The following is a 25,971-nucleotide window of genomic DNA, read 5'->3' as shown; positions in this document are numbered from 1 at the left end:
TCCGGTGGCATCGCACCACAACTCGCCAGAACATTCGAAAGGTGTAGTCGAGAGTGTCGTTGTATTAGCACTTACGGTAATAGTCAGCCTCTTGTTCTGGCCTGTGATACTCGATATTTGGCGTTATAGCTTCGATGATGGAACATACTCACACGCATTTTTGATCCCCTTTGTCGCGCTTTATGTTCTATATGATATTCGAGAACAGTTGCAATTTCGCAGCAAGCCCAATGGCTTCACCCTAATCTTAGTATTTTTGTTAATGGTGGAGCTCTGTTTATATCTTGGACAAATTAGCCTGCCAGTTCGAGCCTTGCTTCCCTTGGTTTTACTAAGTGCGCTATTAAGCATTTTTGTCAGCCATAAAGGCCTCTATTTATACGCTTTAGTATTTTTATTTATTACGCCCATATGGGGACTTCTCTCCCCCCTTGCAGCAGCTATCCACCACTGCAGTCGAAACCATCATGGCATTTACTGGTATACCGAGCTACTTTGAAGGCAACATTGTCTCCATTCCTTCGGGTCAATTTGAGATAGCGAACGGGTGTAGTGGGCTTCGATATTTTATTACCTCCTTGTTTTTATGCCTACTATTTGTCTATTTTAATCTGCGTTCAGCCCGCCGGATATTGCTGTTTTTCATCATTACAATGGCCGGTGCGCTATTGGTTAACTGGATCCGAATTATCACAATCATTTTTATCGGCCATTTAACCAACATGCAAAGTTCGATTGTTGGCGATCACAATAATTTAGGCTGGTATGTGTATGCCCCTTATTTACTGATGATTTTCTATGTTGGAAATTCTCTCGCCAAGAAAGAAGCGAATACCACCGAACACCACCGATTAAGCAGCAAAAAAAATATTGCCTTAAAGCCAATATTCGCAAGTCTGTTCGCCTTAATTTTACTCTCCCCACTGAGTTTAGATTTACCAGTTTTTGATGCAGAAACGCTCAATTCAAGCAATCGAGTGAGAGCATCTGATACCCACGGTCCATTGCAGATCTCAAGGTATAGCGAGCTGCGCTATCAGCTCATTGAACAAAACGATCATCAGCTATCGTTGTGGTATTTTACATTTAGCGGCTATGGCCTAGATAATAAGGCCAGTTACTTTAACAACAGCATCATTCCGGACGGAATGAGAATAGAAACTAAAAAACGAGATGCACAAACCCATAGCATCTACTTTTTAGCCAAAAACAATCAGCCAGCGGTGTTAGTTTATGCATACTTAAGCGCCAGAGGCCTAACCAGCAGCCTTAAGCAACAAAAACAAAATCACCTACTTGCTGCGTTATCAGGCCATAGAGAATCGGCTATCTTGGTCGGATCGAGTTTATGCAACGCGACAGATTGCCGCGACACTCTCGGAACACTGCAACAAATGCTCAGCCAACAAGCAAGCACTCAATACAGAGACTGATATTTTGCAGCCACGGCAGCAATTGAAAACTGATGCTCAACGGTCGTATAGGCTTGTCTACCGACCGTAGAGAGGCAACCTGGAGAGTGAATAACCTGAGCTAATGCCTGTTGCAACTGTCGCGCATTACCGACATCAATTAGCCAACCATTCTGCTGGTCAACAATCACGGATGGTATTGCACCTACACGAGTGGATATCGCCGGGATCCCTCGCGCCATGGCTTCAATTAACACCATTGGCAGCCCTTCAGTATTTGAACTAATCACCAACAGGTCAATGTGACGGTAAATTTCATCCTGCTCTAACACTATGCCGTGAAAGTTAACCGTAACACCTTGGTCTCGAGCCAGTGTTTTTAAGTCTTCTAAACTTGGGCCATCCCCAAAAATATGTAATTCGATAGGACTTGAGTCCGTTTGATTGATAATCGCCACACTCTCAATCAGTAACTCAAAATTTTTCAGCGGGATCAAGCGCCCCACCGCACCAACTTTCAAGGGTAACTCTGGTCCAGTAGGTGCGTGCTTGCAGGTTGCTGCAAGTTGAACCCCATTTTCGATGATCCCAACCCGCCCTGTATTCACCGCAAAACGGCGATATAAAGACCTCCTAGCCGATTCAGAAACGGCAACCACATGTTTTATAAACAAACAAGCGAATAAGATAGCGGGTTTAAATAGGCGTAGCTTAGGACTCGTTTCACCATGCACGATAAAAATCGTTTTCTTAAAATAGAGCATTGGGAAAAGTGGTGCCAGCGCTCTCACAATAGGCGTCGAATGGATGTTAATCGCATCGGCCGCCAGCAATAATTTGAGTGACTGAGTGAATCGAGCAATCAGCCCTCCCCCCACCAATTGCACAGCAATACCATGTGTTTGTAGGAGCGTGTAGTAGGTGTCAGATTTAGCCCCAAAAGACACCACCGTCACTTGGTGTCCGAGCCTCTTCTGCTCAATTGACAGATTCACAACTAAACGCTCAGCACCTCCCATATTGAGGCTACTCACCACATGGACAATTTTCATTTTATACATCTTCTGTTACTGGCTTGACTGGTTAAACAGCTCAATTAGGAATCACCGCCCCTACATAGGTGGTCGATACACGTTTATTTTGATAGAAGTCCACCGCTAAACTTTCGGCCTTTGAAGTAAACTGAAAATCAGCACCCTGCGGCATATAATTTGGATAACTTAGAGTCACTTCAATAAGTTGTGTATCCGCCTCACAAGCACACCACTTCATCCACTCACTTAAATTCGATGAGCGCTGTTTCGCATGAGGTCGCATATCGGTAAAACTAGCAGGCCCAAAGGCCGAGAAATAGCGATTATTATTCGCCTTCGGCCACCCTTGTAAGGACGACAAGCCACCTAATGTGTCATCTTCAAGATAACGAACCTCCAATACGGTGCCATCACGTCGCAAGGATGAAAAAATATTGTTATAGACCGAAATATCCTTGCTAGGTGGACGTTTGGCATCTAACTCTCGGTCTTGAAAACTCAAGCCAAAATAGATCGGTGCATGGTAACGTATTGCAGAATTAAGCACCGTATTATGAGCCACCACAACTTGTTCCGCTGAATAAGCCCCAATCCCCGCACCCTGACTTCCATCAACAATATTATTAATAATACGAACCCGTCTGGCCTCATACATATTAGGATTATCAGTCATATTAAAAAACTGTGGACTGGTATCAAAACCAGCCAAAATGCCCGCTAAGCCAACGTTTCGAATCAAATTTCGCTGAATCAATACCTCATGCGAACCACCTTTTACATAAATACCAGAGGTGGCAATCCCCTTAATCAGATTATCCTGGATCCATAATTCACTGGCATTCACCGCATCAATTGCTTCGGCGTTGCTATTATCTCTTTGGCCAGAACGATAAAATTGATTCCGTTCTATCAACACTTGCCAAACATAAGGATTTATTTTGAGTAGATCTCGGCCACTACCATGGAGCAGATTTTGCGATAACAAGACCTGAGAAACTCCCGAATGAGGTCCTCCTTTCCATTTAGTATGTAAAGACACCGCATAGTAGTAACCACCGCTGATATCTAGACCAATAACTCTCGTACCTTTCGCAGTAAAATCGATACGGATCGCTTGCTGTATTTTTTTTTCGTTAAAAGGAACTTCAATTTTTGCCTGATGTAAGACACTCGATCGCAGGGTAATATTTGGTTTACGGATCCGCACTTGCTCGTGATAAACCCCCGGCTCCAACCAAATTTCATCGCCCGGTCGCGCAACTTTCAAGGCGGCAGCGATTCGATGAAAAGGCTGATCATGGCTCCCGGTTTCCGCAGATTCTGGTGCATTAATATCCACGTACCAAATCTGCCCCGCAGCAATATCGGTAGTTGCCCAAGCCGGGGCCCCTTCCCCCATAGATGCATTTTGCCAAGGCCATAGTGGTGCGGCTTGGGCCTTAAAAAAACCGGCCAATATGACGATCATTGGAACCAATAGACTTCGTTTCATTCGCATCCCCTAGCTGGTAGTCTTGACTCAGGTATTGGACGATAGCGCCATAATTTGCGCCTTCAAGGCCGCTTCATCTTTATTGCCATCCACGGAAATTCTATCAATATTAAAACGATTACTCTCACTTAAGAAATAATTAGCCTCACCATAAAATGAAAAGGCCGCTTTATAGTGAACATTTCGAGCCAAGGTTTCGGAAACACCATTAAAACTACCACTATTTCCCACCGGATAAGCCACTAAGTTTACGTCGTGAGCAGTGGCCGCAGCTATACGCTGTTTTGATACCGCCAATTGGCGCATTTGTTGCTCGTCGCTAAGGTGAGCCAAAATAGGATGGTCGATGGTATGTGAGCCAATACTCATTCCCGCATCAGACATTTCTTTCAACTGTTGCCAATTCGCGAACAGAGTCACTTCAGGGATGTCTTTCACCCCACATAACTGACGCAGCTGCGCCAATTTATCACTCATAGGCAACTGTTTATCTTCTTTAAAGGCTTTGAGCACCTTACGGATATTAAGTTTTAAGTCTGCGTTGGATAAATCCACCTTCTTGCGCCAATGTTCAAGCTTGATACTCGATAGTTTAGTATGCCGAATCAACCAAGCTATCTCATCCCACCAAGCAATCGACTTTCCTTCAGCAAAGTCTGTAACCACAAAAAATACTGCCGACAGCTGATGCTTTTTTAATATCGGAAACGCACATTGATAGGCGTCGATATAACCATCATCAAAAGTAATCAAGGCGTAAGCACGGTCCAGAGGTTGGTCATCTTCCAGTAAAGCCAATAGATTCGCCTCCGAAATCAAGGTGAAATTGGCTTTTAAAAACACCAACTGCTGCTCAAATACTTCGGCGGTACAGCTATATATGTTCGGATCGAAGTCGGTGCCAGCAGCATCACCAATACGATGATAGTTAAACACATATAAGCCATTTTGAGGAGTCTTCCAGCGCCGTCGTCGACAGTTAAAAAATCTAACTATAGACTGTTTACACAATGCCCTAAGCAAGGCTATCACCGCTGCTTGCTAAGGTCTTATAATTTGGCGCTGCAACTAAGAAATCACGATACTGATGAGGATCGCCAGTTTTACCCGCTTCCGCCGCTTTGGCAATATTATACATTTCGCGGGCCGACACATAATGCAAGACATAGTTATGGCCATCATTATATTCTTGCTCTAGGTAATCACACATCTCATCAAAAGGCTGACCAAGTAAAGTTGGCATATCGGCTTCTTGCGTACCGTGAGTATGTATTTTAATAAAGCGCCATTCCGGCCGTCCCTGAACATGAATATTCGACTTCACCCATAAATCGACTCGATCCTTGGTCGGTTTCATGCTCGTCCGAATATCTGAATTTTCAATTTGCGGAAAAATACCTTTTTTACGCACTTTCCAATTTAAATCCAAGGGGCCATTGATCAACATCAAATCGCCCCACATCTTGCCACCCACTTTCACCATTTGGCCTTTATTATGCGATTTAGCAGCATGCGGATCATCCTTAGCATAATAAATAGAATTTACCGTCGCAGGTTGCGTAGCACTCGGTGCCGAAGGAAAGGTATAGTCAACAAAACAACCGGTTTCTTTAAGGACGATTAATTCATCATCAACACCACATAAAATGCCATCGGGATGAGAATTATCCAAACACCAATTCCCATGAATAAAGGCATACTGAAGCTTTCCGCTCGCTTCACTACGCATAAATGCGCCATGCTGTTGATGCAATAATTCGGTAAATCCTTCCAGTGTTTTACGCAAATTGTCACTGGTATCATCATGGTGATGTAAATGAACTTCAATCTCACCAAAACCCCGAGCGCATAAGTCAGCTATTTTGGCTAAGTGTTCAAAACGGTATTCTTCTTCTGGATAGAAAAATGAATGTTTTGGATGACATCCGTCTGCATCCTGATGTTTACCCGCCACTTTTGGGTAATCATGAAACCAGCGGTCAACTCTGGCTCGCTCTTGTTCTAAACTGATATTTTTGCCCCATTGCGGCTCATAATGATCAACAAAGCAAAATAAAATATGAGTTGGCCCTTCAAAGTGAGCCTTAGGCTTCAATTTAAGCTTTAGGTAATGCGCTAACCACAGATGCATTTGCTTCTTACGAATGATCAACAAGACCGCCGCTACAGCAAGTAAAATGAATAACAAAATTAAAGAGATAATCACCGTGACGTCCTTTGCCAAGTTCCTTGCACATTTTTAAATAAGAAAGCATAAAAGCCTTTCAATAAAGCTGTATTCATCGCCACAAAAAAGGTCAAAAAAGCAATGCTCCCGGGCAGCTTTTTGCCTTGTTTACTGCGGCTATTTCCCCATGCCGCGACGGTATAGACGAACAGTTGCAACACTAGCAGCAACAGATAAAGTGGCTGACCAATGAGCAGTAAGTTACTCACCAAAGCAATTAACATAAAGTGCGGCGTAAACCAACGCAGTACTTTATGGCTAAAATAAGTAAAACACCGAGCCCCTCGTAAGGGATTTAAAGCCCATAAGCAACGATTAAAAGCTTGATAATTACCGGTACCAATCCGAATTCGGCGATTTTCTTCTTCCTTTAAAGAAGGCGCAACCTCTTCATAAGCCACCGCATTGGGCTCGTAAATCACCTGCTTACCAGCCTTAGAGACATTCATGACAATCATGAAGTCGTCAACAATAGTGTTCGCTGGTAAAACTTGATAGAAGCGTTTAGCCATCGCATAAATCGCCCCATTGGCTCCCAGTAAACCACCTAAACGAGATTCATGAAACTTCAGCATTTGCTCATAACGCCAATAAATCCCATCTTTGTTATCCGCAGACTCCGAATCCACTAAATGAAGTTCTCCGCATACCGCGCCGACCTCTTGCCGATCAAAATGCCTCACCAAGTTTTCAATCGCATCGACTGCAAAATCAGTATTGGCATCAGACATCACCAAAATTTCATCTTCAGATTGATCAACCAGGTCATTCAATACATTTATTTTACCGCGGTTTTGTTCAAAGATATGCGCTTGAAAATGTTCGGCTTCAACGGCTCTTAAAATAGAGTTGGTCTGATCGGTACTGCCGTCTGAACCAATATGAATCGTCAGTTTATCTTGGGGATAACTGAGCTTTAACAGATTGTCGACCCGCTGAGCGAGGCACTGCTCTTCGTTGTAAGCGGCGATAATAATCGATACCGAAGGCCATTGTTTCGGTTCGTAAGAGCGTCGCTCATGACGTCGCCAAAGATAGCGCGTGTCTCGAACAGCTTGCTTTATGCCGCTAAAAAGCAACAATAACAAGGGATACAACGTATAACCATAGACGATCAATGCGACTGCTAACCAAAATACCAGTTCCATTTATTCTACAGCCTCATTTTCGGCTTTATGGTAAACCTTCGCAGGGATCCCCAACATAGTCGCTCCCCGAGGAGCACTTTTTGTAAGGACCGCATTGGCGCCGACTTTCACCAGATCTTCAAGCTCTAAATCACCCACAATTTTAGCGCCCGCACCCACAAAAATATCATTCCCCAAGCGCGGTGACTTGCCCTTTTCATCCCCAATCACAACGCCACTTTCCAAAGTGATATTTGCACCGCCACTCACCTTAGAATTAATCACGATACCAACCGGATGCATGATCACAAAGCCAGGGCCAAACTCTGCACCACTACCAATCACACAGCCATTGAGAAACTTATTCAACCATTGAAAAAAATAAGCAAGCAAGGCTAATTGGTGGGTCGCACACCAGCGCATGGTTCGGTAAATAATATTGGCGCTAGAACCATCCGCCATCACAATGCGCAACATACTGGTTGGAGCCCCATCATCGGCAAATATTTGTTGCTTACGTCGAAAGTCTGCTTTTAAAAATTCCATCATTTCACCAAAGTCAGTAGTTGTTCAGCGTTATGCCGCCATTGTCTTTCACGCTCGATATATTGCCGCGCATTGCGCCCCACCAGGGCCTGCTCTTCGGCCTTCAGGGACAAATCTAACACCCGTTCAACACAGGCTTGACGCTGATTAGCTGGAAATAACCAACTGGTTTCACCATCGGCAACCACTTCGGCGATTGGCGTAAAGTCTGGCGCAACCATCCCTTTGCCCATGGCCATAAACTCAAATAATTTCATCGGTGAACCATAATCATTTGAATCGGGCAAAATACCATAGTCCATCGCCGACAAATAAACTGGAACCTGATCATGGGCCACTCTCCCCGGCAATATAATTTGTTGCTCCGCCCCCGCGCTGGCAATCCGCTGCTTTATCGACTCATAACAAGCGCCATCTCCAACCAGTAATAAGACGATATCAGGGTAATCTTTTAATCGTTCCGCGATCATATCAACAAACCAGTCGATACCATGCCAATGGACAAACGCACCGACGTAACCAACGACCACCTTATCTTCAATATGTAGTTGTTGGCGTAATTGTTGTGCCGCTTGCTCATCAATGACAAATTGGTCTAAATCAGCCGCATTAGGAGAGACAACCGAGGGAGCAATGTTAGGATAAGTATCAACCGCGACCTGCTGAAAACGACTGGAAATAAACACCAAACCAGTCGCATGGCTAAATATCCATTGCTCCACCCGCTTCGCCAGACTTTGAAAGAATAAATGGCGAACCCGATGCACTAAGCAGGAATCGTTAATTTCCAAAATAATCGGCAGATGGTGACGCTTCGCCCACCAAACACTCGCAAACATAAATAAGGAATAACGTTCATAGATCAGTTCAACCTTTTGTTGTTTAACGGTCTTACGTAAACGCCACCAAGCAATAACATTAAACCCCAGCTCAAATAGCTCGAATACAAACTCAGGGGTATATTTAGTCAATTCGGTGATGCGGGTAAATAGTCCGCGTTTCGGGGCGGCAGGTTGTTCCGTCGCAGAAGGCTCTGGCTCGTTGTTGGTGGGTAATTCCTCTTCGGGGTCGGCCCCAGGCAGAGAGAGGATCTTCACTTGATGACCAAGCTCACGTAAACCTTTGACCACACCCCGAATATGCACCCCTTCAGCGCCTCTTCCTCGCGTTCGGTGATGAAATAAAATGTTCATTTTTATGAAGCTCTCCCTAGCTTGCAGCAACGGATAAGTCCTTGCTGAGAATACGCTGACATTAGCAAAATTAGTCAGAAAATGTTATTAATTACAGAGAATTATTCGGTCTGTCCCCTACACCATATTTTTGCGTAAAGGCCAAACAAGCTTAGCCCTCCGCTTGGCTAAGCATGCTTAACAGCTGCTGCTGGTTTCGTTGCCAAGTAAAAGGTGCAGCACAAGTTTTTATCGCCTCTTTATCCCAACTTTGCTCCAATATCGTCTGTAAGCCTTTCGCTACAGCCTCAGTATTACGAGGCTCGACTAAACAACCGCATAAAGCAGGGTTAAATATTTCTGGGATCCCACCCACTTTAGTCGCCAACACCGGAGTACCGGAAGCCATCGCCTCAAGCACCACATTTGGCACCCCTTCGGCATAACTGGGTAAGGCCAATAATTTAGCATGACCTAACCACTGGGGGAGTTCCTCATGCGCAACCGCCCCCAAAAAAACCACCCGTTGAGTTAAACCCGCCTCTGCAGTCATTTGTTGCAATTTTGCCAGCATCCCCCCACTGCCAGCATAAACTAATTTAAGCTCAGCAAATTGCTCAGCTATCGCCGTAAAGGCCTGCAATAATTCCACCACCCCCTTATCATGCTTTAAATTACCAATATACAATAAGTAATCATCGGCCATTTTTGCTGGCAAGCACTGGTCAAACAACTGATGGTTGACGCCGTTATAAATGACTTTCACCTTTTGTTCTTCAATCCCCAAGCTCACCAGTTTTTTTGCCAAATCTTGAGATACGGATAAGATCGATATCGCTTTATCGGCCGCGGCCTTGATCTGTTTTGCTCGGCCCGGATAAGACCCTAGCTGGTTAATGTCAGAACCATGAACTTTAAAGAAAAAGGGGAGCGAAAATAACCGCGCAAGCCAACTACAAGCAACCGCATCAGGAAATGCCCAGCATGCCATGAGCTGCTGAGGTTTAAATTTGAATAACCATAAGCCACTGTGTATCAGCAGTGACAAAAACATAGTCACGCTATAAAAACGACGGCCAATTTTAGGTGTATAAAAGTATGGGCAATAGCGCAACTCGGTGCTTTGTTTAATCTGTCGACGATTTCGCCACCAATCGGTAAATGCAACCGGAACCAAGATCGCCAACTGGTAATCTTGCTGCAGTAAAGCAAACTGCTGATAGTTAAACTTGCCCCGGTTCGGTTCCCAAGGCAGTGGATACAAATTCGTTACCATAACCAGTTTCGGCTTATCTATCGTCACTTCGTTCATCCATCTTTGATTGACCCAAAATCCATTTTTTATATCCACGCTCAATGAATAAAATCGGTTGCTCGCTAGTTAGCAATACCCGCTTTTTACCCACTATTGTTAAAATAGCATAAATAACCAAAAATTCGATGAACAAACAGTAACATCGACCGCCTCATGAGTCACTCGTAGCAGGGTTAGTTTCCTCTTTAGGAATCAATCGATAACGAACATTGCACTCGCGCGCTCTTCAAAGATCAGCGGATGCGAAAGTAAAGTACTTGCATCCTTTTTCGAACCTAGATATTGTCCGGTGACAGTAAGCAGATTGACCATTATTTGAGTTCAGGAGAACAAATCAACGAAGATGCCATCGGTTAGACGCAGGGCCTGTTCGTAATATCCTAAGCACCTAGTAAACCAATGCGTTTAAGCAGTAGAAACGGACAAAGGAAAGTCGAATCGATGACGGCCGCATCAAAGCACACGAATTTAAAAAGCCAAGTTCTCACTTCATTAAAATGGGTTGTCGCAGGAAAAATAGCGACCCAAACCTTAAGATGGGTGATGACCTTCTGGGTGATTCGATTATTATCCCCCGAAGATTACGGCCTAGTGGCCATGGCCGATGTTTTATCCGGTTTTTTTGTGTTAATCCTAGGTTCGCTCTTTAGCTCCTCCTTAATTCAACATCAAGCACTCAACACCAATATCCTTAAACAGATGTTTGGTGCGATTATTGTTGTGCATCTCAGCATTTTTAGTCTGCAATATTTATTGGCAGGCCCCGTCAGCCATTATTACCAGTCGCCTGAAGTCGCAGCCATTTTAAAAGTAAATGCATGGTGTGTGCTGATCATGGCTTTTGAAATTATTCCAGCGGCACTGCTCGCCAAAGAGATGGATTTTAAAAGAGTTTCGATTATCGAAGGCATAGCCAATGCGGCGGCTGCAGTGACCACATTAATTTTGGCCTACTTAGGCTATGGCTTCTGGGCACTTATCTATGGGCAGGTCTTGTTCTATCTACTAAAAGCCAGCATGGTCATGGCTATTCGCCCGATAACTTATTGGCCTAGCTTCAGCTATTCTGAAATCAGCGGGATGCTCAAATTTGGTGGCGGACTGAGCTTACTCACCATCATGTTTTATATATTCTCACATATAGATATCGTGATCGCTGGCCGTGTGATGACGCCAGTAGAAGTCGGTTTATATGCCATCTGCTTACAAATCGCGATGATGCCGCAAAAGAAAATAATGCCTATCCTACGTCAAGTCGCCTTTCCCGCCTTCGCCAAAATTCAGGACCAACCTAAAATGATCGCCAGCTATGTGATTAAATCACAAAAGCTGTGTTTACTGATTACTTTACCTATTTTTTGGGGCTTAGCTGCCACCGTCGAACAACTCATCCCACTGGTATTGGGGGAGAAATGGTTAGATGCCGTCACGCCTGCAACACTGATTTTGCTGGTGATGCCACTCAGGTTTAGTGAAGAACTATTTAATCCTGCGCTAAAAAGCCTTAAAAAGGTGAGACACATGCTCATTAATGCGACCATATTACTGACCGTATTAGTGCCCAGCATTTATGTCGGCTCCCACCATGGGGCACATGGTCTGGCAATGGCTTGGTTATGCGCCTTCCCGGTTGCCTATTTAATCGTCGTATTACATAACAGCCGAGGGATCAATATTCCTTTACTGGACTTGTTTAAACACATTGCTGTCCCCGCTTTCGCAGGTGCACTAATGATGCTGAGTATTTATTACAGCAAACCACTACTCGCCGATTTTAGTGCGATTGTTATCTTGCTCTTCAGCATTCTGATCGGTGCTAGCGTCTACCTAACAGGGCTACTGATCATTGACCGTAAAGTATTCCAAGAAGCCAAGCAGTTACTGAAACGAGCATAAGCCTAGCCAAAATATGCACTCTCTATTGCGTGATTGCGTGGTAAATTAAGTGGCTTAATATGACTTCGGTTGATAGAGCCCCATCGAAACCAAATGGCGTTTGGTAAGAATCTTAAGTCGATGCAGGAACAGCAATGGGAAACGTCGCATGTAAAGTAGCAAAGCCGCGAAATAATGCGTCTTTTCAATGCGGAAATGATGTTGCTTGGTCCAATCAAGGATCTCTTTTAACAGCGGGTCGTCACTAATCAGCATGTCGCGAATAAACCCTGCCCGATGTTGTTGATAACGCTCGAGGTTAAAACAGTGCTGATAAAGCTCCAACTTACCTAACATATCCAACGTAAATAAGGTTCTTAAACACTTTTCACACTGTGAACAATTTTCAGCATTATCGGCCACCACACATACGTCTAATACCTTGTAAGAGGCCGGTAACTCTGCGACTCTTTTGGTTTTTTCAACACGCGTATATTCGCTGCCAACCGAATGGCAAATTAAGGACTCTGTAGATAACAAGGGTAAGCTATAGGTATCGCTATAAGCCATGTCATAACTTGGACCAACAAATAAATCAGCGTAAACATAAGCTGATGAGTACAAAAAATGCCCAATATGTTCCTGTAATAACAGCGCTACCGATGCGTTGCGAATTGTATGGGTTAGCTGAAAATTTAAGCCCTTTCCATAAAACTCATTTAAATTAGAATTAATCATAATAAAGGGTAGCGCTAATTCATCTGCAGTTTTCTTTAATCGATCATAGCGCGCATGAAATAGCTGTTCTTTATCCGCTCCATGTCCATGAGAGCCTACGTTGTTATATAAGAGGTGAGTAATTTTAAGAGCATCGGGCGTCTGCTCTGAATAATAGTCCCTCAAGCTACAGAATGAATCAACACCTGCAGAAAACCCTGTGGCGACGCCCTTTGCCTGGCTGGAACGATCACAACAGCTATCAGCGGATATATATATCTGATGCAGATAAGGGATCACCTGCCGTACCAAGGTTTGATAAGCACCATTGAGGTGAAACAGTAATTGAGCAGAAACCCTGCCACGCACATGAATATTTTCATTGGCCAACATAGCCGGAAGCAATAAAGCCAGCATGGCGGCATCGCCACTCTCACTCGGCCACAAAGCTCCAGGCAAGTTTAGCTCAAACCACAGACTGTGCGATTGCTGCTTAAGGTCGAAATCAACTTGATAAACCACCACATCTTGGCATTGCTTTATCGTAATTGGACCGATGTCCATTGTTATCTTCCTTGATAAACATGAAAGCCCATAATGTCCTTAGGCTAGTCGATCTTCACAATAAATAGTAGTTACAGTTCGACATGCGATAAAAAAATAACGACTTATTGAAAACGATATCAACGAATCAGCCCCCACAACCTGCTCACAAAATGGTCAAAAAGCTTCCAACAGCAATAAAAAATGACCTCAAAATAAAAAAACACGACTTTGATCTTCTTTTTTAAAACTGCTTTTTAATATTATTTGAACAGCGTTTCTGATACCTCAATTATAAATATAGAAACGGTGACGGGCTTTTTGCTCCAGCCACAAATTTAACTACACATAAAGGAAGAAGTTATGATTCTTGATTCATTTAATCTTGAAGGCAAGGTCGCTATTGTGACCGGATGTGATACGGGCTTAGGCCAAGGAATGGCACTTGGCCTCGCTGCCGCGGGTTGTGACATCGTTGGTGTTAACATTGTTGAGCCAACAGAAACCATTGAGAAAATGGCTGAAACTGGCCGTAAGTTCATCGATGTACGCGCTAACCTCATGAAATTAGATGATATCCCTAGCATTATTGACACTGCGCTAAGTGAGTTTGGTAAAATTGATATTTTAGTAAACAACGCTGGTATTATTCGCCGTGAAGATGCTGTCGATTTTAGTGAAAAAGACTGGGATGATGTCATGAACATTAACATCAAGTCAGTATTCTTCATGTCACAAGCGGTTGCCAAGCAATTCATTGCCCAAGGAAATGGCGGTAAAATTATCAATATCGCATCAATGTTGTCTTTCCAAGGCGGTATTCGCGTTCCGTCTTACACTGCATCAAAAAGTGCAGTGATGGGCGTCACTCGTCTGATGGCTAATGAATGGGCGAAAGAAAACATTAATGTAAACGCTATTGCCCCTGGTTATATGGCAACTAACAATACCGAAGCGTTGCGTAACGATGCAGCTCGTAGCAAAGAAATCTTAGATCGTATTCCTGCGGGTCGTTGGGGCTTACCTAGCGATGTCGCTGGTCCTTGCGTATTTTTAGCATCAGAAGCTTCTAACTACATCAGTGGTTACACCATTGCTGTCGACGGTGGCTGGTTGTCTCGCTAACGAGAAAATAAACGCAGATGCTCCTTATTCAGTGCCGCAGACGCAGATATATCAGGCTTCCCTGATATATACCGCGGATACGTTCTGCACGCTGACTGGTCATCTTCGTACTTGAGTATGACGTGCTGAACTTAAAATTTGCGTCACAAGCCCCAGCTGAGCATTAGTGGACAAATATTTGTCCAAATGCTCCGGCGAAAGGGGAAGCAGCCTTAGCAATAAAGGAGAGAGCGATGTTTGTATTTAATCAAGACATTACCTTAGAAGACTTAGGTAATGGAGTATCACGTAAGGTACTCGCCTATAGCGACAACATCATGACGGTGGAAGTACATTTTGAAAAAGGCGCTGTTGGGCCGATGCATAATCACCCACACGAGCAGTTAACCTATGTTCTTTCAGGGGCCTTCGAATTCACCATTGGCGATGAAACTAAAGTCGTGAAAGCCGGTGACACACTCTACAAAGAACCCGACGTGATGCACGGTTGTGTTTGTTTAGAGGCTGGTGTTTTACTCGATAACTTCACACCAATGCGTAAAGATTTCGTCTCATAATTATCAATAGTAGAAAGCTATTTAGCTTTCTCAAGCGGGAGTATATTTAATGAAAGTCGCCTTATTAATGGAAAACAGTCAAGCCGGAAAAAACGCTACTGTTTTAAAAGAACTAAACTACGTGGCTGACCCTCTAGGTCATTCAGTTTACAACGTAGGTATGAGTGATGAGAATGACCATCACCTGACTTACATCCACCTTGGTATTATTGCCAGCATTTTACTGAATTCAAAAGCAGTTGATTTTGTCGTCACTGGTTGTGGTACTGGCCAAGGCGCAATGATGTCTTGTAACATTCACCCTGGTGTCGTTTGTGGTTACTGCTTAGATCCTTCAGATGCCTTCTTATTCAACCAGATTAACAATGGTAATGCTCTTGCGTTGGCCTTTGCCAAAGGTTTTGGTTGGGGTGCTGAATTAAACGTTCGTTACATCTTCGAAAAAGCCTTAGTTGGCGAGCGTGGCCAAGGTTACCCTCTCGAACGTGCTGAACCACAACAACGCAATGCAGGTATCCTAAACACCGTGAAAGCGGCAGTTGTGAAAGACAACTACTTAGATACACTACGTGCGATTGACCAAGAACTAGTCAAAACTGCAGTTACTGGTGCGCGTTTCCAAGAATGTTTCTTTGCAAACTGCCAAGTACCAGAAATCGCTGATTACGTGAATTCATTAATTAAGTAATGGATTAAACCCCAGCGTTTAAACCAGCCCCCTCGGGCTGGTTTTATTCATCTCAATATTAGCGATCCAAGTATGTCCCTAATCACGACCCCCCTTCAATCGGTTCAGCAACTATTTCCCCAACAAGCAGTCTTCCGCTTATGGTCTGAGCCATCAGACAGTTCCCATCTTAAGCCAATAGTCACTGAACGAAGTCACCATCTCGCAGCGCCTAATCGAGCGCTCAGTCAAACCCAGGATCCTGAAATAATCATCTATCCCAGTAAGCAAAGTAAAGGCATTGGCGTATTGATCATACCGGGAGGAAGCTATCGTCGAGTGGTGATTGATCAAGAGGGGAGTGAAATCGCAAAGCAGCTCAATCACTTTGGTTATCACGCTTTTATACTCAATTATAGAATGCCAGGCGACGGTCACCGCTTCGCCGCAGATACTCCACTAGCCGACGCTCAACGTGCGCTTCGCTGGATCCGAGCGCATGCCCATCGCTGGCAATTACAGCACATTGGTGTACTCGGTTTCTCCGCCGGCGGTCATGTTGCAGGGCGGCTCAGTCACCAATTTAAGCAGGTCATTTATCCGCACCATGATCACATCGATAGCTTTAGTGCACGGCCTGATTTTAGCGCCTTGGTTTATCCGGTGATAAGCATGGAGCAAGCCATTGCCCATCCAGAATCTCGTCAACTATTAATTGGTACAAATCCGAGTCCTCAGCAAATTGCAGCTTATTCACTCGAACAACAAGTCAGCCCAGAGACTCCGCCTTGCTTCATCCTGCATGCCAGTGACGATCCCTCAGTAAGTGTAGAGAATAGCTTGCGACTATGGCGAGCGCTGAGTCGCCATCAAATAGCGACCCAGCTACATTTATTTGAACGTGGCGGCCATGGCTTTGGTATCAGCAAGACCGAAGGTTTGCCGCTTGCCGTGTGGCCACAACTCTTGCAGCAATGGATCAATAGCCAGTTTGCGTCTAAGTGACAATCGAGCTCTGTACGCTTATCCCGACTTAGATTGAAGATACGGATGCAACCAACGCAGATTAATCAAACGCCAGCAATATAACGCTCCTCGGAACCACCAGTCAGCAAACATTCCCAACCACACTCCGTATACGCCCAACCCCCAGACAATACCTAAGACATAACCCAGAACAATCCGGCAACCCCACATGCTGACAATCGCGGTCCACATCGTATATTTCACATCCTTCGCGCCTTTAAAGGCATTTGGTAATACGAAGGAAGCAGCCCATATTGGCGACATCAAGGCATTCATATGTATCAACTTGACTACAATCTCAATCACCTCGGGTTCACTGGTATAGAGTCGCGCCAATTGCTCGGCAAACAAAGCGCTCAAGCCAGCAAAGGAGACTATTAGTGCGGTTGCAAAGTAGAAGCATAATCGCAGTTCCCGCTGAGCCACATTCGGTTTATCTTGCCCTAAACGCCGACCGATCAACACAGTACAGGTAATCGCCAAGGCATTCCCAGGTATATTAATCAATAATGCGATAGAAAAGGCCACCACATTACCAGCCATCGCTGCGGTGCCCATCCCTGCAACCATCATCTGAGTGATCAATTTGCCAACGTTAAACATCATCGATTCAACGCTAGCAGGAATGCCAATCCCCAAGATCTCTCTTAAAATGATCCGGTTAAAGGCTGTAATATACGACTTCAACTTAAGATTAAAATGCTGATTATTGGCTAAGCAATACAGAATCATCAATGCGCCCGCCCAACGAGCAACACATATCCCAAGGCCAGCACCAATCAAGCCAAAACCTTGCCAAACATCACCACCAAGCCAATGAAATCCGTAGATCAACGGATAACTAAATACAATGTTCAGAAGGTTCATCAGAATGTTGCTCATCGCGGGTAAGCGAGAATTCCCCACCGCTCGCAATACCCCGCTGCCAGCAAACACAATCGCCAAAGCCGGAAAGCTAAAAGCAATCGTCTTCAGATAGGTGGCCGCCATCGCAATCACCTGCTCGTCAGCCCCATAAGCAATAACTTGTAACAATGGTTTGGCAAAAACAAAAATGCCAAGTCCAGCCAACAAACTGAACACAATCGCCAAGTTCACCACTTGTGGTGCGCCAGCGCCGACTTTTTGCATGTCTCGTTTGCCGAAAGCGTGGGCGATCAGCACCGAGCCCCCTAGTCCCACAGCCATCAGCACAGAAATGATGATAAAAGTAACACTATCGCTCACCCCAACGGCAGCGGTTTGTACATTTCCTAATCGGCTCACCAGAATAGTACTGACGATCCCCATTAACACCACACAAGCTAACTCAATTAAAATTGGCCACGCGAAGGGAATAATGTTACGCGCCAACAACACCCGATAGCGGTAGTAATACCGCCATTGGATTGCTGGGCTTAGTGATGATGTCAATACTTGTGGACTTTTAGATAGTATTTGTCTGCTCAATTAATTTACTGCTAACCCCTCTGGAATAAAGCTACGACCATCTAAGGTTTCGCTATACAATACGTCATAGTCGTATACGGTTTTAACTTCCCCTTTCACTAAACGTTCCCCATGTAAGTAGCCACCCTTAGAAATGGCGACAGGAATCGCAGAATAGAGACCTTTATAGGCGGCTTCTATAGCTAACAAGGCATAGGGGATCGGATCATCAAGACGCGCATAAACGTGTTCGCTACTGGCCAAAAAGTAACCGCGATGATAGTGCTGCTTCAATAGGTTTTGCCCCACTAAATCTGCCAAACTCAACAATCGACTATCTTGACTAATTTGATATAACTCTAGTAGTGCAAAGACTAAATAAGCAGAACTCAAATCAGATTGCTCAGCAATCGCTATAGGTGCCAGTGACTGTGCATCCAGCTCCCCCAAACCAAAACGAGCAAACATGCTAGCAGTTAATGCTCTTAACTCTGAATTATCACTAAGCACACTGGCTCGCACTAACGGCAGCAAATAGGATGGATCGGCAGCATGCCGTTTGATTTGTCCACCTTTAGCCCCGTAGTAACCATCTCGTGGTAATACAAACCCGGTCATATCTTGACCACTATTCCACATTGGAATGATCTCGTTACTCGCTTCATCCCAAGCATATTGAAAGTAAGCTTTAATGCCATCAACTGCCCACGCCGCCATTTGCGGGTCGTTAAGCTGTTTGGCGCACTCTAAAATAGCCAGTGGATTATCAACCACAACAGGCCAACAATCTCTAAATAACACATTGGCTTCGCGGGCAATATCACCAAATTCGGGCCCAAACTGACGTTTAGCACGATCGCCAAACCAAGAATAAGTGAGGCTATCATCTTCGGGAATAGGTTCACGCTGCAGCGGAGAAGAATATTGATAGACCGGCATGCCTGTCTCTGGGTGACGCGCTAAAACAAATTGATGGTAAAGGTGTTTCGCCCAAGTCGCCGCATCTTGGTCGCCACTATATTTATAATAATGACAAGCTGCATACACCAAATCGGTGGCCGCATTGACAAAAGTAAGACCTACCGTTTCGGGTAAGGCTGGTAGCTTGCTCGGATCAACGACTGCACTTGGCTGATGCTGCTGAAATACATCATCGGGGCAAGGCGTCAGGTATTGTCCATGGCGGCTTAAATCTAACTTATTCCAGTCGAGCACATGCGCCGACCAGAAGCCTTTTAGAAAATTTTGGGTGGTTTCGGGGGCCACTTGATATAAAAAGTCATAAAAGGGAAAGTGATGTTTGAGTTCATGCACACACTCTTTACTCGCTGGCCCTTCAATATTGCCATTGTCGCGATGAATAAAGCGGTGGCCGCCCCAATGGAATAAACCACTAGCCTGATCAACATAATGCTCTAAAAAGTAGTCCACCGTTTGCTTGGCTTGATCCGCAAAACATGCCTCTCCGGTAATCGTCGAGAGGGCCACTAAACCGCGAAAGAAATTTTGTTGGCTAGCCAAATTGCTCATTGGTACTTTGGTCCCATCAGGGTAAGTCCACTGAATCGCCGAATTGTCACGGCTATCGAGGCCATCCGCCAACAACGGAGTATCGCTTGCTTTGGCCAATGAGTATAACTTTTGATAATAGTCAGTAAGAAGCGGTAGATAAGATTGGCGAGTATCAGACATAACGATCTCCATCGAAAATATATATCCTCGTTTAAGGACATCAAGTTAACAGTTAAAACAGCGTTATCTAGGTGATTCGCTGCGTACAATGCGTCAGCTATCTAGCTTTATGCGCTAGAACACGACAGCCACGACATAATAAATTTTTAGCCACTTGTTCAGGGCTTGATTGGACTGTCATCGATGTATTGAATTTACGTTACAAAACAACAATATCGACAGGGTGCTGACGGTAGGCAAGCTTTTGAAGTGCAACTTCAAATCTTAGCAATGCAATCCACTTCAGTAAACCGCATATCTTTTACAATGAAAAAGCACCCCATCTCTGGGGTGCTTAAATTAACCGAGGTTAATCTAGATTATTTAGAAATACGCGATAATACACGATTACCTTTGCGTAAGAAGTTCTTCGCAGCTTCAGCTGGAGTCGATTGACCATAATCTAAGTGTTGCATTTCTTCTGCAAATAACTCCATTAACTGAGCGTTATCTGTATAAGGTGTTGGCAACACGTCCACGGGTAACTCTTGTGCAAGCGTATAACCTTGGAATGGCAAGCTGTTGGTATCTAAACCTGCATCTTTCAAAGTTTTAAGACCAGATTTGCTTAGTGGAACACCACGCGCATCGGCCATTGCTTTAACACCTTCAGGATCATTCAACAAGAAGTTAACTAACTTAGCAGCCGCTTCTGGGTGCTTAGTGTTACGACCAATCGAGAACATCATTGATGGGCGAGTTAACAGACCTGAATCAGTTGCACCAGGCGCCATTGGGTATGGACCTAATTCCATTGATTGTGGTGGAGCTAAGTTGTTAGCGTATTTCTTGATTGATGTATTCCACATGTACAAACCGCCAAAGTGACCATCGATCCAAGGGCGCATTTCGTTCATATTACCTTTACCGTAAGAAGCGAACTGCTTGGTAGAAGGGAATACATGATTTTCAACCATGTCGACGTAAACTTGGAAGAACTCAGTCATTTCTTTTTGGCTGAAGTCTAATAAGTTTGAATCATGATTGATGATGTCTTTACCGTATTTTTGAATGAAAATTGAACGGTTAATTGCAAATACGTCACGCGACTCTACAACCAACGGGAAGTAGTCTGCGCCCAATTTAGCTTTGAAAGCTTGACCAGCAGTTTTAAAATCTTCCCAAGTTTTAGGGTAATCAACGCCAGCTTTAGCCCAAGAGTCTTTGTTGTAGTAAAAAACACGCGAAGTAATACTAACTGGCAAACCATTAATTTTGCCATCAATAGTAGTCATATTAAGCGCAGTTTTAGGGAAATTATCTAAATGCAAAGCACCGGCTTGACCATTCATGTCGTAAAATCCGGTACCATTTTTAGAGAAGATAGGTAACCAGTTCCAGTTGGTTTGCATAACATCAGGCTCAGTATTACCAGCAACCTGGGTGGTCAAACGAGACAAGTGGCCACTCCAACCAGTGTATTCACCTTTTACCACGATATCAGGGTACTTCTCATGGAATTTTTCGATGGCTTTTAAGGTTGCCTGGTGACGACTGTTACCGCCCCACCAAGACATACGCAATTCTGTTTGTGCATATGCACTCGCAGTCATTGCTCCAAGAGTTAGCGCTGTTAGGGTCGCCAGTAGTGTTTTCTTCATCATTATTATAGCCTCCAAGCTATTTTATTTGTGTTCAGAAATGTTCACTTCAGTTTTACTCAAGATACGCGTCCACCGATGTCCGTTGTGGACGCGCGTTACGTTTTTACTTCAAATTAATGATCTAAAGAGATATTTTTTTCAGTTGTTTTATCGAAGATATGCGACTTAGCGGTTTCCACCATAAAGGTCACATCTTTCTTCAGTTCCATATTTAGAACTGCTTTCACATCATCGATAGGAACACGAGCGGTCAATTCATGGCTGCCTACTTTGAAGTAAACAAACACTTCGTGACCCATATTTTCCATACGAATAACGTCGCCTTTCAAGGTTTGTTCGCCCGCAACGTTCTCGGCAGTTAAGGCCAGAGAAATATTATCTGGACGAACCCCAAATACAGTGTCAGTAAAACCATTGGCACGAATATTCGCGACTTTTTGAGGCGGCAAGGTCAAAATCTGGCCATCAAGGTTAACGACTAATGAGTCATCTTTTTCCTCAAGTTTCACGTCGAACAAGTTCATCTCTGGTGCGCCAATAAAGCTCGCTACGAACATGTTCACAGGGTTGTTGTACAAATCTTCAGGTGTATCAACCTGCATGATTTCACCCAGTTTCATCACACAGATGCGGTCACCCATGGTCATCGCTTCAGTTTGGTCATGAGTTACATAAACCGCTGTAGCCGGACGATTCTCTGTTTTTAAGTGTTTATGCAAGTCAGAAATACGAACCCGCATTGAAGCACGCAGTTTGGCATCAAGGTTTGATAGTGGCTCATCGAATAAGAACACTTCAGGTTTCTTAACAATCGCTCGACCTACCGCAACACGTTGTGCCTGACCACCAGAAAGCTGACGAGGCAAACGGTCGAGTAAGTCTTCAATTTCTAAGACTGCTGCCGCTTCATTTACTCGTTGTTCAATCTCGGTTTTAGGTAATTTTTGTAGTTTCAAACCAAAACCTAAGTTTTCTGCCACAGTCATGTGTGGGTACAAAGCATAGTTTTGGAAAACCATCGCAATACCACGGTCTTTCGGTGCAAGGTTATTCACTACCTTCTCACCAATGGTGACTTCACCACCGGTGATGGTTTCTAAACCAGCAAGCATGCGTAGGGTTGTTGATTTTGCACAGCCTGATGGGCCCACAATTACCAAGAACTCGCCATCTCGAATGGTTAAATCGATGCCATGAACGGCCTTAAAACCATTTGAATATACTTTTTCTAACTTTTTAAATTTAACTTCTGCCATTGTCTTAACTCCGAAAACTAACCTTTAATACCACTGCTTGCAGCACCTTCAACGAAGTACTTCTGAGACATGAAGAACACTACGATTGAAGGAATAATTGCGATAGACGCCATTGCTAGGATTTCATTCCATCTAGCACCTTCGGTAACGTCGATAGACATTTTCAGAGCTAAAGCAATTGGGTACTTCTCTACGCTTGATACATAAATAAGTGGGCCGAGGAAGTCGTTCACCGACCACATGAATTGGAACAATGCTACCGAGATAATCGCAGGGCGAATCACCGGTACCACGACGTACCATAAAATTTGGAACGAATTACAACCGTCAATCATGGCTGCTTCTTCCATATCGGTTGGGATACCCCGTAAAAACTGAACCAACATGAATACGAAGAAACCTTGAGTTGCAAATGCCAACGGTAAGTAAAGTGGCAAGTAGCTATCCAATAAACCCATTTCGCGGAACATCAAGTACTGAGGGATCAGCAATACTGATTGAGGTAATAAGATGGTGGCAATCAAGGTTGCAAACCAAAAACCTTTCCAGGGGATCTCAAAACGAGCGAAGCCATAAGCAACAATCGTTGAAGAAACCACAGTAAAGAATACTTTTGGCAATACATATGCAAAGGTATTGTAGATGTAATGACCAAAGGTAAATTCGGTACCGGTTTTCCAACCGTTGATGAAACCTTCCATGCTCCACTCATGTGGCCATAGGCTCATTGAGCTAAAGATTTCATGGTTTGGTTTTAACGACGCAGAGAACATCCATAATAAAGGATAAAGCATCGCAAAACCGACAGCACCTAAGATAATGTAACGGATAGTCGCGTTAATTTTCTCACGACGAATAGTACGGTCGTTTTCTTTATTCGCCAAAGCAACTTGTGCTTTTTCGGCTGTAGACATAGAAGTAGCCATTATGCCTTACCTCCTTTATCACCTGAGTAGAATACCCAGTATTTAGATGAACGGAATGCGATTGCAGTGAAGATGGCAACAACAACAAACAGAGCCCATGCCAATGCACTACCGTAGCCCATATCAAAGAACTTAAACGCCGTCTCGTAAATATAAAGAGAGATGAGGTAAGTCGACTTCATGGGGCCGCCACCAGTCACCACATAAGGAGCGGTAAACTCTTGGAAAGCCTGAGTGGTTTGCATAATGAAGTTAAAGAAAATTACAGGTGTAATCAGTGGCACCGTCACTTTCATGAACATTTGCCATTTACTAGCACCATCAATTAAAGCGGCTTCATATTGAGACTGAGGCACGTTTTGCAATGCAGCAAGGAAGATAACCATCGCCGAACCAAACTGCCAAGCCCGTAACAAAGTAATCGAGAACAACGCAAATGCAGGTTCGCCTAACCAGTTAATTGGATCGGCACCAACCACCGCTAACAAACCGTTCAATACGCCGTCAATCGCGAACAAAGCTCGCCACAATACCGCAATTGCAATACTACTACCCAAGATAGAAGGAATGTAGTAAGCCGTACGGAAGAACCCAATACCTTTTAGTTTAAAGTTAAGAAGGAAAGCAATAAAAAGAGCAAATGCCAATTTTACTGGGATTGTCAAAAAAACGTACATAAATGTCACGCCCATTGACTTCCAAAACAAATCGTCCTCAGCGAGCATATAACGATAATTTTCAATGCCGACAAACTTAGGCGTTGTCATCAAATCATAATCGGTAAAGCTCATAAAAAACGATGATATAAATGGAAAAGCGGTAAACACTATCAACCCTATAATATAGGGGGATAGGTACGCTAAACCAAGCCTACGACTTTCATACATTTTTTCGTCCTTAATAGTTCTAGTAATCCTCTAAAAAGTGGCGGACTGTGTATAACACCACCTTTTAGCTGTTAGCTATATTAAACACGCAGAAATCCATAAGTGCCACTCAATAAAACCATAAATGTGATCAGTGATTTTATTTTTTAAAAGATATCTACAAAAAATGTGAAACATCGTTCCGTTATTTGAGTTGAATACCATCTACCCCAACAATAACGAGATCTACATCACACTTCTGTCATGACAAAAACGTCCATAAATGGCTGCATTGATGTCAGGAAAAATTTAAACTGGGGATAAAGACGATCAGGCGATTCAGCTTGGTGCTATATCCTGAAACTAGAAAAAATTATAGCGCTTAATGTTATTTTTAAGAAAGTCACCAACATTAGAATACTCTAATTTAGTGTGTTGTGTTGACTAGGCATTATTTTATAGACAAGTCTAAGTGGCAAGCATCGCGGAACCAGAAAGATCAATACCTATATCAAGTATAACAACTCTAATTTGTTAAGACATAAATAGAGCAACAGCATTTCAACATATTTGATTCGGCTAAAGTACGACTCTGCGCGTTGATTTATATCTCTAAAAGTGAGCGATAAAATAATGAGAATTTGACATACAACAAGTTTCGAATGAACGGAAATCGATGCAAGCGCCCAGCCATAGAGCTAAGCCTTAGATGGACTTCCAAAAAAACACCAAACAAGTGGCAACAATATTAACTCTTTATCATTACTGTCATAACAAACAACAAATAAACTAAAAAAATATTTAAAATCAACACTTTAAAAGCAAACCAAACGAGTAGCCAGTTGATGAGAGCTACTAACCTTCAAATATAACGGGTTGCCAGTAAGTACCAATCATAGGAGATTTTGAGAAGTCAGCGGTCCACAAGCCGATAATCGCATAAAATGAGTTTATGCATAGCTTGAATTTTAAATCTAAACGAATGAGCATTTAATAACTAAAGAGTCAACAGATGGTGATTTGTGAGCGACTGCACATGATTTAGCGATACAGCTATCGGTAATAGTCTATTCAAAGACGATACTAAATTACAGTTGATGCAACTCACGCAAATTAAAAACAACTTTCATATAAAAATTTAATTTTACAAACAACAAAACCCTAGCTCTTAAATAAAGAGGTCTATCGAAAAGCTTCTTTTGATTAATTATTCACGATATGGCGAAAACGTTACCAAAAATTGCTAAATAAAGACTATCAAATGCATCAAATATGTTCATTGGCACGGTGCTGTGTCAACCATAAATGAAGTGCTAGCACCAACA

General features: G+C 43.6%; 20 protein-coding genes and 1 pseudogene. 6 read left to right on the top strand and 15 right to left on the bottom strand.

Translation table 11 applies throughout. The annotated features are described in order from the left end of the window. Positions 1–4: 4 nt before the first annotated feature. Positions 5–1,433 (top strand): annotated as a pseudogene (gene xrt / locus ACRRSW_RS03410) (exosortase). Here xrt and ACRRSW_RS03405 read toward each other — a convergent pair. The 8 genes from ACRRSW_RS03405 to ACRRSW_RS03370 form a co-directional block, all read right to left on the bottom strand. Beyond that, on the bottom strand, positions 1,418–2,464 hold the full coding sequence (locus ACRRSW_RS03405) for a glycosyltransferase family 4 protein (RefSeq protein ID WP_432454614.1): 1,047 nt from the start codon (positions 2,462–2,464) through the stop codon (positions 1,418–1,420). The pseudogene xrt and the gene ACRRSW_RS03405 sit on opposite strands and share 16 nt — an antisense overlap. 40 nt (positions 2,465–2,504) lie before the next feature. Beyond that, a complete protein-coding gene (locus ACRRSW_RS03400; RefSeq protein WP_432454615.1) occupies positions 2,505–3,938 on the bottom strand; it encodes a right-handed parallel beta-helix repeat-containing protein in 1,434 nt (477 codons plus the stop codon). Positions 3,939–3,965: 27 nt separating this feature from the next. Beyond that, positions 3,966–4,874, bottom strand: a complete 909-nt coding sequence (locus tag ACRRSW_RS03395) for a polysaccharide deacetylase family protein (protein WP_432454616.1) — start codon at positions 4,872–4,874, stop codon at positions 3,966–3,968. A gap of 79 nt (positions 4,875–4,953) precedes the next feature. Continuing rightward, a complete protein-coding gene (locus ACRRSW_RS03390) occupies positions 4,954–6,144 on the bottom strand; it encodes a hypothetical protein (protein WP_432454617.1) in 1,191 nt (396 codons plus the stop codon). Next, positions 6,141–7,313 carry a glycosyltransferase family 2 protein gene (locus ACRRSW_RS03385; protein WP_432460879.1) on the bottom strand — a complete coding sequence of 391 codons (1,173 nt, stop codon included), beginning with the start codon at positions 7,311–7,313 and terminating at the stop codon, positions 6,141–6,143. The genes ACRRSW_RS03390 and ACRRSW_RS03385 overlap by 4 nt, the downstream gene beginning before the upstream one ends. Then, positions 7,314–7,841, bottom strand: coding sequence for a serine O-acetyltransferase (locus tag ACRRSW_RS03380; RefSeq protein WP_432454619.1), 528 nt, complete (start codon positions 7,839–7,841; stop codon positions 7,314–7,316). It abuts the gene before it with no gap. After that, positions 7,838–9,031 (bottom strand): glycosyltransferase family 4 protein, encoded by a 1,194-nt coding sequence (locus tag ACRRSW_RS03375; RefSeq protein ID WP_432454620.1) that lies wholly within the window; start codon positions 9,029–9,031, stop codon positions 7,838–7,840. The genes ACRRSW_RS03380 and ACRRSW_RS03375 overlap by 4 nt, the downstream gene beginning before the upstream one ends. Positions 9,032–9,182: 151 nt before the next feature. Then, positions 9,183–10,322 carry a glycosyltransferase gene (locus ACRRSW_RS03370; RefSeq protein ID WP_432460878.1) on the bottom strand — a complete coding sequence of 380 codons (1,140 nt, stop codon included), beginning with the start codon at positions 10,320–10,322 and terminating at the stop codon, positions 9,183–9,185. Between the two features lie 444 nt (positions 10,323–10,766). Here ACRRSW_RS03370 and ACRRSW_RS03365 point away from each other — a divergent pair, with 444 nt between their 5' ends. Beyond that, positions 10,767–12,221, top strand: coding sequence for a lipopolysaccharide biosynthesis protein (locus ACRRSW_RS03365; protein ID WP_432454622.1), 1,455 nt, complete (start codon positions 10,767–10,769; stop codon positions 12,219–12,221). A 54-nt stretch (positions 12,222–12,275) separates the two neighbouring features. On the opposite strand, the gene ACRRSW_RS03360 is transcribed toward ACRRSW_RS03365, so the two are convergent. Further along, entirely contained in the window at positions 12,276–13,481 is a 1,206-nt protein-coding gene (locus tag ACRRSW_RS03360) for a hypothetical protein (protein ID WP_432460877.1), read from the bottom strand. 342 nt (positions 13,482–13,823) lie between these two features. Here ACRRSW_RS03360 and kduD point away from each other — a divergent pair, with 342 nt between their 5' ends. From kduD to ACRRSW_RS03340, 4 genes are all read left to right on the top strand, one after another. Next, on the top strand, positions 13,824–14,585 hold the full coding sequence (gene kduD / locus ACRRSW_RS03355; RefSeq protein WP_432454624.1) for a 2-dehydro-3-deoxy-D-gluconate 5-dehydrogenase KduD: 762 nt from the start codon (positions 13,824–13,826) through the stop codon (positions 14,583–14,585). Between the two features lie 233 nt (positions 14,586–14,818). Then, the gene (locus ACRRSW_RS03350; RefSeq protein ID WP_432454625.1) at positions 14,819–15,142 is read left to right on the top strand and encodes a cupin domain-containing protein; all 324 of its coding nucleotides are present in this window, start codon (positions 14,819–14,821) and stop codon (positions 15,140–15,142) included. A 49-nt stretch (positions 15,143–15,191) separates the two neighbouring features. Continuing rightward, positions 15,192–15,830 (top strand): RpiB/LacA/LacB family sugar-phosphate isomerase, encoded by a 639-nt coding sequence (locus ACRRSW_RS03345; protein WP_432454626.1) that lies wholly within the window; start codon positions 15,192–15,194, stop codon positions 15,828–15,830. A 72-nt stretch (positions 15,831–15,902) separates the two neighbouring features. Beyond that, a complete protein-coding gene (locus ACRRSW_RS03340; RefSeq protein WP_432454627.1) occupies positions 15,903–16,814 on the top strand; it encodes an alpha/beta hydrolase in 912 nt (303 codons plus the stop codon). An 18-nt stretch (positions 16,815–16,832) separates the two neighbouring features. Here ACRRSW_RS03340 and ACRRSW_RS03335 read toward each other — a convergent pair whose 3' ends face one another. From ACRRSW_RS03335 to ACRRSW_RS03310, 6 genes are all read right to left on the bottom strand, one after another. Further along, a complete protein-coding gene (locus ACRRSW_RS03335) occupies positions 16,833–18,284 on the bottom strand; it encodes an EmmdR/YeeO family multidrug/toxin efflux MATE transporter (protein WP_432454628.1) in 1,452 nt (483 codons plus the stop codon). Then, the gene (locus ACRRSW_RS03330; RefSeq protein ID WP_432454629.1) at positions 18,285–19,955 is read right to left on the bottom strand and encodes a hypothetical protein; all 1,671 of its coding nucleotides are present in this window, start codon (positions 19,953–19,955) and stop codon (positions 18,285–18,287) included. 359 nt (positions 19,956–20,314) lie between these two features. Further along, positions 20,315–21,598 carry an ABC transporter substrate-binding protein gene (locus tag ACRRSW_RS03325; RefSeq protein ID WP_432454630.1) on the bottom strand — a complete coding sequence of 428 codons (1,284 nt, stop codon included), beginning with the start codon at positions 21,596–21,598 and terminating at the stop codon, positions 20,315–20,317. A 113-nt stretch (positions 21,599–21,711) separates the two neighbouring features. Continuing rightward, positions 21,712–22,854: an ABC transporter ATP-binding protein gene (locus ACRRSW_RS03320; RefSeq protein ID WP_432454631.1), complete on the bottom strand. Its 1,143-nt coding sequence runs from the start codon at positions 22,852–22,854 to the stop codon at positions 21,712–21,714. A 17-nt stretch (positions 22,855–22,871) separates the two neighbouring features. After that, positions 22,872–23,780: a carbohydrate ABC transporter permease gene (locus tag ACRRSW_RS03315; protein ID WP_432454632.1), complete on the bottom strand. Its 909-nt coding sequence runs from the start codon at positions 23,778–23,780 to the stop codon at positions 22,872–22,874. Continuing rightward, a complete protein-coding gene (locus ACRRSW_RS03310; RefSeq protein WP_432454633.1) occupies positions 23,780–24,667 on the bottom strand; it encodes a carbohydrate ABC transporter permease in 888 nt (295 codons plus the stop codon). Before ACRRSW_RS03310 ends, ACRRSW_RS03315 begins: the two co-directional genes overlap by 1 nt. Positions 24,668–25,971 lie beyond the last annotated feature (1,304 nt).

Origin of the sequence: Agarivorans sp. QJM3NY_25 (assembly GCF_050870875.2) — a bacterium.
In the GTDB taxonomy this organism is placed as follows: Bacteria; Pseudomonadota; Gammaproteobacteria; order Enterobacterales; family Celerinatantimonadaceae; genus Agarivorans.
This window is presented reverse-complemented; position numbering and strand designations above follow the sequence as displayed.